The 14,389-nt window shown below is 50.4% G+C and carries 8 protein-coding genes; 7 read left to right on the forward strand and 1 reads right to left on the reverse strand.

Going from position 1 to position 14,389, the window contains the following annotated elements:
- The first annotated feature begins 4 nt into the window (after nucleotides 1–4).
- The 7 genes from IEV98_RS02415 (at nucleotide 5) to IEV98_RS02445 (ending at nucleotide 10,746) form a co-directional block, all read left to right on the forward strand.
- Nucleotides 5–2,347, forward strand: a complete 2,343-nt coding sequence (locus tag IEV98_RS02415; protein WP_188504330.1) for a glycoside hydrolase family 31 protein — start codon at nucleotides 5–7, stop codon at nucleotides 2,345–2,347.
- A 66-nt stretch (nucleotides 2,348–2,413) separates the two neighbouring features.
- Entirely contained in the window at nucleotides 2,414–4,759 is a 2,346-nt protein-coding gene (locus tag IEV98_RS02420) for a glycoside hydrolase family 31 protein (protein ID WP_188504331.1), read from the forward strand.
- Nucleotides 4,760–4,770: 11 nt separating this feature from the next.
- The gene (locus tag IEV98_RS02425) at nucleotides 4,771–7,014 is read left to right on the forward strand and encodes a glycoside hydrolase family 31 protein (protein ID WP_188504332.1); all 2,244 of its coding nucleotides are present in this window, start codon (nucleotides 4,771–4,773) and stop codon (nucleotides 7,012–7,014) included.
- Between the two features lie 43 nt (nucleotides 7,015–7,057).
- Entirely contained in the window at nucleotides 7,058–8,227 is a 1,170-nt protein-coding gene (locus IEV98_RS02430) for an enolase C-terminal domain-like protein (RefSeq protein WP_188504333.1), read from the forward strand.
- Nucleotides 8,228–8,242: 15 nt separating this feature from the next.
- Nucleotides 8,243–9,019, forward strand: a complete 777-nt coding sequence (locus IEV98_RS02435) for an SDR family NAD(P)-dependent oxidoreductase (protein ID WP_188504334.1) — start codon at nucleotides 8,243–8,245, stop codon at nucleotides 9,017–9,019.
- A gap of 25 nt (nucleotides 9,020–9,044) precedes the next feature.
- Nucleotides 9,045–10,061 carry an AraD1 family protein gene (gene araD1, locus IEV98_RS02440; protein ID WP_188504335.1) on the forward strand — a complete coding sequence of 339 codons (1,017 nt, stop codon included), beginning with the start codon at nucleotides 9,045–9,047 and terminating at the stop codon, nucleotides 10,059–10,061.
- Nucleotides 10,062–10,203: 142 nt separating this feature from the next.
- On the forward strand, nucleotides 10,204–10,746 hold the full coding sequence (locus tag IEV98_RS02445; protein WP_188504336.1) for a helix-turn-helix domain-containing protein: 543 nt from the start codon (nucleotides 10,204–10,206) through the stop codon (nucleotides 10,744–10,746).
- Between the two features lie 90 nt (nucleotides 10,747–10,836).
- On the opposite strand, the gene IEV98_RS02450 is transcribed toward IEV98_RS02445, so the two are convergent.
- Nucleotides 10,837–14,349 carry a PVC-type heme-binding CxxCH protein gene (locus IEV98_RS02450; protein ID WP_188504337.1) on the reverse strand — a complete coding sequence of 1,171 codons (3,513 nt, stop codon included), beginning with the start codon at nucleotides 14,347–14,349 and terminating at the stop codon, nucleotides 10,837–10,839.
- Nucleotides 14,350–14,389 lie beyond the last annotated feature (40 nt).

A 14,389-nucleotide genomic window follows, 5' to 3' on the forward strand; every position in this document is an offset into this window, starting at 1 on the left:
CGACATGAAAAAGCCGAATCCCTTCATTACGCTATTGTTCACATTTGCGGCATGCACGCAGTCGCTGGTTGCACAACAACCCATCTTGGCTGAAGGACAGCCAGCACAGCTTGATATCCGGGCTGCCGGTGAGCATAGCATCCGGATCACGTTGAAACCCATAAGCTTTAAGGCCGATTTCCCGAAAAACCCTGCCATTGATGACATTGCATATCCAAAACCGGCAATCAGCCTCACCGAGATTTCAGGAGCAGTCACCAAAAAAATAGGCAATTTGAATGTATCCGTCAGCCCGGATCCCCTTACCGTAACGGTAACGAATACTACCGGACAGGAAATCCAGAAACTGGTTTTCGATAGCGAGGGACGGTTATCGTTCAACATGGGAGACGAGCAAATATTGGGAATGGGTGAAGGCGGCCCAAAGCCTGAACGGGGCGCTGACTGGAGAAACGCGACAATCGAATACGACAGAAGGGGGCGTTACCATAAGATGGAACCGCGCTGGCAGAGCGATACCTATGGCTCACGGAATCCGGTTGCGATGCTTTGGGGAACGCAGGGATGGGGTATCTTTGTGGCTACTCCCTGGGTTGAGGTAGACTTGGAAAGTAGCGACCAAAACGGGTTTTTCATTCCCTGGAAAGCGCCAACAGACGTGGAACAACCTCAAACACAGCGTAATCAGCATGATCAGAACGGCAAGGGAAGACATCCGGTAAAGGATGTGGTCCCCGGCTTATATGACCTGTTCGTGTTTGACGCTCACGAACCGACCCTTTCAATGAAAGACTTTTCAACGATTACCGGTAAAGCAGCCATGCCGCCCAAATGGGCAATGGGATACATGCAATCACATCGGACCCTCAAGGATGACGATCAGATGATCGGCATTGTCGATACATTCCGCACACGGAATATTCCATTGGATGCCGTCATTTACCTGGGTACGGGATTTGCTCCCCGGGGATGGAACGAAAAACAACCTTCCTTTGAGCCAAATCCCGATGTCTTCAAACGCAAACCCATTGATTTCTTCAATGACATGAAGGATCGGAACGTCAAGGTAGTCCTGCATATGGTCCCTTTTGACCGGGACAAATTGCCGACCTTACAGGGAACCATCCCACCGAAACCCAATGAAGTGCTTGACAACTCGCACATCTTCAATTACTGGAACCTCCATGAAAACCTGGTGAATATGGGGACTGCCGCATTCTGGCCTGATGAAGGCGACTGGTTCAACCTGTTTGAGCGGATAAAACGCCATCAGTTGTATTACCAGGGATCTTTATACACCACGCCTAACGTCCGTCCCTGGAGCCTTCAACGCAATGGTTTCCCCGGCATTGCCAAGTGGGGCGGATGGGTATGGTCCGGTGATACACAGTCGACCTGGAAAACCCTTGAAGGTCAAATCGCCGTGGGCATCAACTATTCGTTGAGTATCGGACCTTTCTGGGGTTCGGATATCGGTGGGTTCTATGTCACTTCCGAACGAACTGGAGAAATGTATACACGCTGGTTTCAATTTGCAGCTTTCTGTGGCTCTTTCCGCTCACACACCAGAACCTGGCACTTAGGCCTGCCTTGGGGATGGGGGCTGGACGATATGGGACCGAAGGAAGACAACGGGAGAAACGAACCTTCCACAGACCCGGATCGCATTATTGCCCAGTCAGAAATGAACAACCCGCTAGTGGAACCCATCGTGAAAAAGTACGATGAGCTACGGTACCAGTTACTTCCTTATAACTACACACTGGCAGCAGAGGCCCGGAGTGAGGGATTGCCCATGATGCGGGCCATGTGGCTTTATTATCCGCAAGACGAAAAAGCAACCAGCCTGGGCGACCAATACCTTTGGGGCCGTGATATGCTGATTGCACCGGTCTATAAAAAGGGAGCAACCCAACGGGAAGTCTATCTGCCCGAAGGCGAGTGGTACGACTGGTGGACCAACAAAAAAGAAACCGGAAAACGGACCGTTTCCCGCACAGTGGATTTGGCTACTATGCCTATTTACGTACGTGCGGGAGCCATCATTCCGGTTGACCCCATCCGTCAATATGCCACGCAGGAGGTAGCTGGCCCGACGACCATCAAGGTATACCATGGCGCAGATGGTGCATTTACGCTCTATGAAGACGATGGTGTGACCCTGGATTACGAAAAAGGGGAATCCACGCAGACTCAGTTTATATGGAATAATGCCGGCAATAAACTGACCATCAGCCCGGCATCATCCGGCACAGCGAAGGCCAAGACGTTCAAAGTCGAGCTGCTGCCTACAGGAACAATCAAAGAAGTCAACTATACGGGAAAACCGGTTGACGTCACGTTTTAATGGATACCGGTAACGGTTTCATAATGCGTCAACATTAATGACTTGAAATGCTATCGTATTGAAATCATGAAAAAAAGAACACTATTCTTCTTAGGTTTGTGCATATCGGCTTTTGTTGCATGCACGACCAGTGGTTCGAAGCTTCAGACGGCTGGTGTACCTGCACAACTTGATATCCGTGAAGCAGGGGAAAACAGCCTCCGCATCACACTCAAACCCGTGGACGTCGCCGATATCCCCAAAACGCCTGCAGTTGTTGACCGGCAATACCCCGAACCGGCAATAAGCCTTCGGGAAATAACGCAGCCGGTCAACGAACAGATCGGGAATATGCTTGTCGAGGTAACAGGTAATCCACTGTCGGTCGTTGTCAGCAACAGTAAATCCGGCAGGGTCATCCAACGCCTCATTTTTCTGGAAGACGGCACCTTGTCCTTCCAAAAGGGGGATGCCCCCATTCTTGGTATGGGTGAAGGCGGTCCTGAACCGGAAAAGGGCAGTGACTGGCGATCGCTGGAGGTCGAGTATGACCGGCGGGGGCGCTACCACCACATGCAACCGCGTTGGCAGAGCGATGCCTACGGCTCACGTAATCCGGTGGCCATGTTAATGGGTACCGAGGGTTGGGGGCTCTTTGTGGCAACTCCATGGGTGGAGGTCAATCTGGAAAACGGCCAGGAAGCTGGCATTTTCGTTCCATGGAAACCGGAGAAAGGGGCAGACCAGCCCCAAACCCATGGCAATCAACGATTAAGGCAAACCAAGGGACGACCACCGGCAGACCAGGTGATCCCCGGATTTTATGATCTTTTCGTCTTTGACGCGGAAGACCCAACGGCGGCCATCAAGGACTTTTCCATGATCACCGGACCAGCAGTAATGCCACCAAAATGGGCATTGGGATACATGCAATCACACCGGACGCTCGATTCCGAAAAGCAGATGATCGGCATCGTGGATACCTTCAGAACCAAACGAATCCCGTTAGATGCCGTGATCTATCTCGGTACCGGTTTCGTACCCAAGGGCTGGAATACCGAACAACCTTCTTTTGACTATCATCCGGACATCTTCAAACGGGGAGGAAAGCCATTCTTCCAGGACATGCATAACCGCCATGTTAAGGTAGGGCTGCATATGGTGCCCTGGGACCGCGACAAATTACCAACACTGCATGGTAGCATCCCGGCAGGAGCCGACGAAGAAGTGGATAGTGGACATCTCTTAACTTACTGGAAACAACACGAAGCGTTGGTACACGACGGCACTGATTTTTTCTGGCCGGATGAAGGCGATTGGTTTAATCTGCATGAACGGATCAAGCGCCACCAATTGTATTATCAGGGGTCGCTTTATACCACACCAAACGTTAGGCCCTGGAGTTTACAGCGGAATGGCTATCCCGGTATCGCCCAATGGGGCGGCTGGGTATGGTCAGGTGATACCGATGCCTCCTGGAAAACGCTCGAAGCGCAGATTGCCGTGGGTATCAATTACTCGTTAAGTATTGGGCCCTTTTGGGGATCGGATATCGGCGGATTTTACTCCAACAAGGAAAAGACTGGTGAACTGTATGCGCGGTGGTTCCAATTTGGGGCTTTCTGCGGATCATTCCGATCACACGCAAGGACCTGGAGATTGAGTTTACCATGGGCGTGGGGTTCCGACAATGTCGGTGTCCGCGAAAACACCAATGACAACTCTCCGACCGGTAACCCTGAACGGAATATCCTGCTATCCGAGCTCAACAACCCGGCAATCGAACCGGTTGCCAAACACTATACTGAGCTGCGTTACCAGCTGTTGCCCTACGTCTACACCCTTAGCTGGGAAGCCCGCAACGAGGGACTGCCTTTGATGCGGGCCATGTGGCTCCATTACCCCAATGATGAAATTGCCCGGACACTCGGAAACCAATACCTCTGGGGCCGCGACATGCTGATCGCACCAGTGTTCCAGAAAGGAGCCAAAACGCGGGAAGTTTACCTGCCTGATGGTGTTTGGTATGACTGGTGGACCAACAAAAAGGAAAATGGAAAACAGACCGTCTCACGTGCAGTAGATTTGGCAACCATGCCGATTTATGTACGCGCCGGAGCCATCATTCCGTTTGATCCGATCCGTCAATATACCATGGAGAACGTAAACGAACCCACCACCATTAAAGTTTACAGTGGCGATGACGGCCGCTTCACCTTATATGAAGACGATGGCGTGAGTCAGAACTACCTAAAGGGAGAAGCAGCTTTTACGACATTTGCTTGGGACGACACGGCTAAAAAACTGACCGTAACCCCTGGTGAAAACAACAGTTACGCTGTCGGTACCCGGACGTTCAAGGTACAATTACTTCCGCAAGGGACCGTTCGGGAAATCACGTATTCCGGCGCGCCCACGGAACTTACTTTTTAATTTAGTTCATCATGAAAATCCTTTGGACGATAACAGCGGTTTTACTATGCAGTGTAACGGTTTACGGGCAAAGCAGCACCGAAATCCGTTACGGAAAAAGAAAAGCCGAACTTGCTATCTCACAGGTTTCCGACCTCACATTGGAAATCAAATTGTCTCCGCTTGGAGCTAATGGGGAACCCACGGTATCTCCGCCTTCCGATGTGCTCATCGACTATCCCCGTACCCTACTCTGGCGGGGAACGACCATAGCTGGCGGCGAAATAACCAAAAAAGCCGGCGCGCTCACTATCCATATCCGCTCATCCCCGCTTTCGGTAAGCATCGAAGATCGGGAGGGAACCGTGATACAGGAGTTCGCCTGGCCGGATGAAGAGACGGGTGCCACATCTTTCCAGACACCTGCACCTGTTTATGGAATGGGTGAAGGTGGAAGGCTGGATCACCTAGACCGGAGAGGCTTTCTTCACCCGATGAAGGATGGAAATGCGTCTTATGAGTTGGCTACGCATGGGGCCTACATCGCAGCTCCGATGCTGATCGGACTTAACGGCTGGTCGCTGTTTTTCCACCACCCCATTAGCAAGGGCAACTTCATTGATATGCGCCATGCAGATGGCAAATTCCTTCCAGCACTAGAAATGCTGGAACAACCGTTGACGTTCATCGCTACGTGCTGGACCAAGCCTATCGAAATTTTCACGGAATACCGGAAAATAGCTGGAGTAACGCCGTTACCGCCGAAGTGGTCGTTGGGATACATGCAGTCCCATCGTACCCTTTCGGGCCCCGATGAACTATTTTGGGTGGCCCACAACCTACGTGAGCGTAACCTGCCAACTGATGCGCTCATTTATTTGGGAACGGGTTTTACACCCACCGGCTGGAATAACGGCCACGATTCGTTCGACTTCAATCCACTTATATTCCCTAACCCCGAGGGGATTATCGATAGTTTACAAAACCTCGATTTCAAGGTGGTGCTTCATAACTATGCCCCGCCACGCAACCTCCATGGCGCGTCCATTGACGGTTCCAATCCGACCGATACCGGCAACATCAACCATTTTTGGAACAGGCATCGTGCAGCCAACAGCCTGGTCGATGCATGGTGGCCTGATGGTGGCGAGGGACTTTCTGCCGAATCCCGCGTCGCACGGCACAAAATGTACTATCAAGGTCCGTTATACGACAAAGCCAATATCAGGCCTTGGAGCCTGCACAGAACGGGATATAGCGGTGTGAATCGTTACGGTGGCTGGATTTGGTCCGGAGACCCCAGCAGCCGATGGAAAACCCTCCAAACGCATATTGCGGTTGGCCTCAATCATTCGGTCAGCCTGACACCTTTCTGGGGTGCAGATATTGCAGCATTCGTTCCCACAAACGAGCTTACCGGCGAACTGTATATCCGATGGTTCCAGTTCGCGGCATTTACCGCTTCGTTTCGGGCCCACGGCCGTACCTGGCATCTGCGGCTCCCTTGGGGATGGAACCAGGGTCACGTAGGTCCGCCTGAATCGTCCATCTTCGACAGCGAAAATCGCGATGCCACGCTTCAGCACGGATATCCTTATCCCGACGAATTGAGGAATACCTTGATTGAGCCGATTGCTCGCCAATACCTCAATCTACGGTATCAACTGCTTCCGTACAATTACTCCATTTTCAAAGAGACGTACGATAGCGGAGTCCCGCCCATGCGAGCGATGTGGGTTGCCTACCCGGACGATCGCCACGTTGCCAATATGGATGACCAGTATTTCTGGGGTGACGACCTGCTGGTTGCTCCGGTTTACGAACGTGGACAAACCTCTCGGAATTTATACCTACCACAAGGCAATTGGTACGACTTCTGGACCAACGAAGTGATAGCGGGCGGACGTTTCATTGCGCGGAAAGTAGATTTGGCAACGTTGCCACTATACGTCCGTGCCGGAGCCATCATTCCGTTCGATCCGGTCAGGCAATATACCGCCGAAGAAGTGAGCGGCAACACCACCCTGAAGGTATACGGAGGAGCAAATGGGACATTCACCCTGTACGAGGATGATGGCAACAGCCAGGAATACCTCAAAGGCACCTTCAATCAAACAACGATTACGTGGGATGATGCCAGCCGCACCCTGACCCTGAAGCCGACGCATAGCGACGGAAAAAAGGTGGCCGACCGGGTATTCACTGTCGAATTGTTTCCGGGAGGTCAGTTCAAGACCATCACGTATAGCGGAAAAGAAGCCAGTTTCAAGTTATAGGCGATAAAAACATTAGATAAAACAAACAAATACCAACTGTCAAATGAACATCAAGTCCATCAAAACAAAACTATATGTTTGGAAAGGTCCGGTAAAAACAGCAGATACGATCTTTGCAACACCCGTTAGTTTACTCCCTTTCCAAACCGATGCACAGGCGCCTTACCGCTTTTTCTCTTGGTTGGTTGTGGAAGTGGAAACGACCGACGGGCATGTGGGGATTGGCAATGCCGGGTTGTGCCCCGATGTGACCAAACTCATCGTAGACACCAGACTTGCTCCCTTGCTCATCGGCGAATCGCCACTCCATACCGAGTACCTCTACGAAAAGATGTACCGTTCTACCGTGGCTTACGGTCGGAAAGGTGCCGTGATGGCTGCCATCAGCGCACTGGATATCGCCCTCTGGGACATCAAGGGGCAGGTGATGCAACAACCGGTGTTCATGTTGCTCGGTGGGCGGACGAAGGAATATATCCCCTCCTACTACAGCAGGCTTTATACCCGCAATCTCGACGATCTTCAGGCGGAAGCCTCACATTACAAATCACTGGGATTCAAAGGCATGAAGCTACGCTGTGGCTATCCGCTTACAGACGGGCTTGCGGGCATGAAGAAAAATGTCGAAATGGTCCGGCTGGTACGCGAAACCGTGGGCGATGATGTCGACGTCATGCTCGAAGCCTATATGGGCTTCAATTTTCCTTATGCAAAGCGATTGTTGCAGGAACTCGAACCCTATAACCTACGCTGGGTTGAGGAGCTTCTCCTTCCCGACGAAATCCACCTGTTCAACAAATTAAAGCAATATACCGCGATTCCGCTCTCGGGCGGCGAGCATGAGTACGGCCATTTCGGCTTTTATGATCTGGTAAAGGCCGATGCACTTGATATTTTCCAGTTCGACACTAACCGGGTAGGCGGGTTTACACAAGCACAGAAAATCTGTACCCTTGCGTACAACGAAGGGATAGAAATTATTCCACACGGCGGGCAAATGCACAACTTACACGTGGTCATGAGCTCCTTTGCCTCGCCGATGGCCGAGTACTTCCCGAAAACCGAAATCGAAGTGGGGAACGAGCTATTCTGGTATATTTTCAATGGTGAAGCCGTAGCTGAAGACGGGAACCTGCAACTCGACGATAAAAAGCCCGGCATGGGCTTAACCCTGAAAACAACAGATCTCAGAAATTTTACCATTATCCAATAACAACGCTTACCATACATGACACATCCTATTTTAGAACAATTCAAACTCGATGGAAAATCTGCGCTGATATTCGGTGGCAACAGGGGGCTAGGTCTTGCGATGGCCAATGCCCTGGCTGACGCCGGTGCGAATGTCGCAATTGCCGCCCGCGATACAGCAACCAACCTGAAATCCGCGGAATCAATCAGCAGCAATTATCAGGTCGACTGCATTGGCCTTACCTGCGACGTATCCCACGAAGCGCAGATTGTATCCACCGTCCAAAATACTGTCGAGCAATTTGGCAAAATAGATATCCTCATCAATTCCGCAGGCATCAATATCCGCGGTCGGATTGAGGAGCTTTCATTTGCGGATTTCCAAAAAGTACAACAGGTAAACGTCAATGGCGCATGGATTGCTTGCCGGGAAGTCGTGCCCCACATGAAGAAAAATGGTTACGGAAGGATCATTAATGTTGGTTCCATGCTTTCGCTGACCGCAATCCCAGAACGGACACCTTATGCGACAAGTAAAGGTGCAATCCTTCAACTTACGCGTTCACTTGCTATCGAGCTGGCGGAAGACCAAATCAATGTGAATGCACTGCTACCTGGCCCGTTCGCTACCGAGCTTAACCTGCCCCTGTTGGAAGACCCGGAAAAATACCAAGCCTTCATCTCCAAGATTCCCATGAAGCGATGGGCACAACCCGAGGAAATTGGCGGGATTGCCCTGTATCTTGCCAGTCCGGCATCTGGTTTTGTCACTGGAGCAGGATTTGCCATCGATGGCGGTTGGATTGCACAATAAGTTAACCCACAAACGATTACTCGACATGGAAACCATTAGATTAGTTCAATTGATTCACCCACAGCAGGGTCGTCGCGTTGCATTGGTCAACGAACCGCACCTGATGCTGCTTGATAAAAAATTCAATTCCGCATATTTCCTTGTTTTGGCAGCGTTCGAAAAGGAACTATCCTTTGGGGACCTTGTGCGTTCTGCAGTGACCGACGAAGCATTGGACTATGGAGCCATATACCATGGTGAAACCCTGTGGAAACTATTGTCTCCCCTTGATCACCCAACTAATCCGTATGCCTGCCTCGTTTCAGGCACCGGTTTGACGCATCGATCAAGCGCGCTAAACCGACAGTCTATGCATATCAAAGAACCCGAAGGGCTGACAGATAGCATGAAAATATACCGATGGGGCCTTGAGGGGGGTAAACCCGAAACCGGGCAGGTAGGTACGCAGCCTGAATGGTTCTATAAAGGGAGTGGTGCAATCCTCCGGGCACATGGACAATCTCTTCGCATACCGTCCTATGCAGATGACGGTGGTGAAGAAGCGGAAATCGCTGGTTTATATATCATTGACCGGCAAGGAACGCCGATCAGGGTCGGGTTCTGCAATGGAAATGAGTTTTCGGATCACGTGATGGAAAAAAAGAACTACCTCTATCTCGCCCCTTCGAAACTACGGCAATGCGCTATTGGTCCGGAATTAGCTGTGGGGATCCCATTTTCAACCCTTGCAGGCCGTGTCAAAATCCGTAGGAATGGAGACGAAATCTGGCAGCATGATATCATGAGCGGAGAACACTATATGGCACACTCGCTAGCAAACCTCGAACACCACCATTTTAAGTACGATGCCCATCGTATCCCTGGACAGGTACATGTCCACTTTTTCGGAGCCGATGCCTTCAGCTTCGGCAATCAGCTTTACCTCGAGCATGGCGATAGCTGTGAAGTGAGTTGGGAACAGCTCGGCCGGCCGCTCATCAATCCGGTTCATCATGACCTCGGAGAAGAAGAGTTGGTACGCGTTACGCCGATTGTCCTTTAAATTAACTCACTACAAAACAACATCTTAAATGATAACTAAACATTTTTCTTGTTTGATTTGATTAAACCTTGTATAATTGGTTCAACACAGTTTACCAACGAATGTGGTTTAAACGCATTTTTGTATAACACCAACAATAGAAATGAGTCCTCAACTGAATATTGGAGATAGGGTAAAGGCATTGCGGATCAACCAGAAAAGAACCCTCCAAGAAGTAGCAGATGCCAGCGGATTGTCAAAGAGCATGATTTCCAAGATTGAAAACAACCTTACCGTGCCATCGGTGGCAACGTTGGTTAAGGTTGCAAAAGCGCTGGCCACAGATATTTCGAGTCTCTTGGAAGAACAGGGCTGGTTGAACGCTATCCACACGAAAAAAGATACCGCAGAAGGAAACCTGACCTTAACCGATAAAGGATATCACATTTATCCCTTCGCATCGGGTTTCCATAAGAAAAAGATGCAGCCGTTCCTCTTTGTAGCCCGAAAGGATGAAGTGAAACTTCACCAATTATCGCACGATGGCGAGGAATTCATTTATGTAATTAAAGGCGAAATGTCTATGAAAGTAGGAGACACCGAATACCATCTTTTTGAAGGAGATAGTCTATACTTCAATTCACTGCAAAAACATGGCATCATGCCGGTTTCGGAGGAAGTGGTCTATATTGATATTTTTGTTTGATCGGCTGCCATTCCCAAACCTAGCAAAAGAAAATCCGCCTGAAGAGCTTTCAAGCGGATTTTCTTTTGCTAGTTCATCACATTGTACTTGCTAATTGGTCACTTTCATTACACCGTGCATGATGCGCCAGTGCCCTGGGAACGTACATACATACGGATAATCACCCGGCGTGGCGGGTACCGTAAATGTTAGCTCATAGCGATCCGCGGGATTCACCAATGGCGTACTGAACAATACGTCTGGCGTAGCCGGGATATACTGCATTTCAACACCATTGGGTTGCTTAGCCAGTTCATCTGCAGCCTGACCTACTTTTTCGAACGTACCCGGCTTCAAAATCAATAGGTTGTGTTGCATGTGGTCCGGATTTTCAAAGACAATCTTCAACGTCTGCCCCGCCTTGGCGGTAAAGTTGGTAATGTCGTATTTCATCTCGCCGATGATGGCCTTGATGGTAATCGAATTTTCAGCCACTACGGCATCATCTTGGCCCTCCTCCTGTGTATTGACGATGACAAGCCGTGCGTTCTCCAATAACCCCGTAAAATCGAAGTCGTCCGGATAGGCGCCTACATTGGGTATAGGAGGCGCATCACCCCAGCGACGTTGGCGGTTGTTTCCTACTCGAATAACTCCTGGCGGCACTTCAGCGAATAGACCGACTGTCTTGCTTTCGGCCACTTGGTTACCATCAATCGATAAGGTCATTTTTCCGTCGGACAGCAACGAGGCCTTCACGCTAAATTCGCGAGGCAATGAATCTGTTGAGCTGATTATCACCTTCCGGCCTTTTTGGTTTACTTGAAAATGCACTTTATCATCCTTTAAGAAAACAGTGTAACCATCTTTTTGGTCTCCATGCGATAGCAATATGCCCTCCAACAGAATACGACGCATCTCCGGCCGTTTCACATCTGTTACGAAACTGATTTCCTGATTGGCGAAGTCGGGTATCTGACGCCCGCCCACCATTCCACCGCGCTCGGTACTCAACGGCAGTACTGACATGCGTTTTCCGGCGAAAATACGCTCAGCCAACGAACCATCGGTGTTCGATAAATCCGGATGTCCGAATTTCTGATGATAGCCATCCATAAACGCTTGCCGGTGCACGGCACCTGCAATCAATAGCGCATGTGATAGCCATTTGTCGCCGATGTTTTCGGGTTGTTGCACCGCATCGAATATCGCTTTTCCGATCTCGGCCGTCGGCGTTGCGTCTGCTAACGCCAGGAATGCTGCTAATCGTACCCGCAAATCCGGATCCTGCATAACACCGGATTTAAGCAGTTCCTGCACCACCTCAGCATTGCCGATGGGGAGCGTCTGGATAGCTGCCTTCCGCACACCGGGAGCGGGGTGCTTCAACGCTTTGATAACTACGGACAAGCTCTTTTCGTCAGTGCCATCCAATAATCCCAATCCATGCAATGTCCATATCGCGTGAGTAGCTGCACCGTTTACATTGACATCATCAACGGATTGATCACCTATCAAGTCATGCAAATCGCCGGCGGCGTCTTTGTTCCCCGATTCGACTAACAACCGTTGCGCCGTAAGCCGCCAGAACATGTTGTCACTCTCCAACGCACCGGTCAATGTGCTTGGGCGCTCTGCATTCAATTTATACGGCTTGTACTTTTTGGCATCTTCGTGCACCAGCCGGTAAATCCGACCTTTGGTATTATCACGCAATGGGTCGATATAAGCATTCCCCTCCCCGTTTTCAAAGCCATCTGGTGTCGGATTGTGCTGGATGATAAAGTTATACCAGTCCAACACCCATACCGCACCATCCGGACCAACCTTTGCAGCGACCGGTCCAAACCAGTTATCGGAACTGGCCACCAGGTTCCAACCATCTCCCTTTTCCTTAAATCCAGCGCCTACTTGCTCTAGGATGTGCCGGTGAACCAACCTGCCCGTGGGTTCCGAGATGAACGCTACCCGGTTCCAGTATTCCTGTGGAAACGCCCGTGCCGTGTAAAGACTGTGCCCAGCGGCAGCGGTAAATCCACCATGCACATCCACCTGCCTCAGCTCCTTGGTCAACACATGCATATTATAATGTCCGTCGATCTTTTCGATACCCCGCTCGTGCAAGTTTGCCTTTTCGTAATAGCGCGCCGGGATAGCAAAAAAGTCACTATGCTCATTATTAGCCGTGGAAATAAAAACATCAAAGTCCTCCGAAAACCCAAGTCCCCAGGTATTATTTGTGGTATTGCCCAAAAATTCGAAGTGCTTCGCACTTGAATCAAACTGGTATACCCCCGCACCAAACTTGAACGGTTGCCCGCCAATGGTACCCTCAAATCCAGAATAGCCCACCGTACCCCAAATCTTGTTATCCAGCCCATATTGCAAATGCGAAGGGCCAGCATGGGTATCATACGTACCCCAGCCTTCAATCAGCACTTCACGCACATCAGCCTTGTCGTCTCCATCGGTATCCTTGAGAAAGAGAAAATCGGGTGCTTGCGCAACGATGACGCCACCATTGGCAAAAGTGAATGAGGTGGGGATATTCAAGCCTTCCGCGAAGACCGTAAATTTATCCGCCTTGCCGTCGCCGTCGGTATCCTCGCAGATCGTGATGCGGTCATCGCCTTCGCTATTGTCATTCCGGACGGTATTGGGGTAATCGACCGTTTCCACGATCCACAGTCTTCCCCTTTCATCCCAATCCATGGCAATGGGCTTTCTGATATCCGGCTCACTGGCAAAAAGCTCCAGCTTGAAACCAACCGGCACCTGTATCAGCGTTTGCGATTCTTCGGCGCTGAGCGGCAATTGGTAACGCGGGGGCGGATCGCGACGCTCATAATTTGGCATCCGACCCTCTTCGTAAGTAGGCTGGGCAATGGTGTACGCCTCCATCTTCTTTACCGCTTCCTCGCCCACTGCCCACCGGATTCCGCTTTTCACCAGTTGCAAGAATCCCGGATTTCGGAATGTACGTTCGTCGTGGCCGAAAGCGGTGTAAAACACACGCCCTTTGCCGTACTCCTTTACCCAAGTATAAGGCTCACGACCCGTGCTGTCTACCCGTTCCATCAGCACGACGATATCATCAGCGATATGATCGTGTACATACGTTTCATCCCACTCGGTCTCAAACGCTGTCACTCCCTCCATGGCGGGATGATCCGGCTTAACGATTTCGGCGGAAAAGGCCCCGCCTCCATGGCTTTTAAATTGACCACCAATAAGCGCTACTACTTCCGGTGAATTGCGGAAGCAATACGAGGCAGAATGCAATGGAATGAACCCCTTGCCCGACGCTACATAGTCTAGCAGCGCTTTTTCCTGTGCTGGGCTGATGGAATCGTGATTGGCATACACAATCAATCCATCGTACCGCTGAAGATCTTTGCGCGTGAGTTCTTCAGGATCATTCGAATACGTGATGTTGATTCCCTCGGTAAAGTACTCCTGGGCCAATATGTCGGCCAACAGCTCAGAATCGTGATGCTTACTTGCATGGCCAAGGAAAAACAGCTCCAGCCGCCTTGGTCCATCATCCCTGTTCCTTTGGCCACCGCAATTCCAAAGGAACAGTGGTATCAGTGCCAAAAACAGCATTCTAGTTAGATTTTTCATTTTATTGTTCAAATGACGTTTATTGATTTATAACTATTAT

The sequence above is a fragment of the Parapedobacter pyrenivorans genome (assembly GCF_014636865.1).
Classification (GTDB): Bacteria; Bacteroidota; Bacteroidia; order Sphingobacteriales; family Sphingobacteriaceae; genus Parapedobacter; species Parapedobacter pyrenivorans.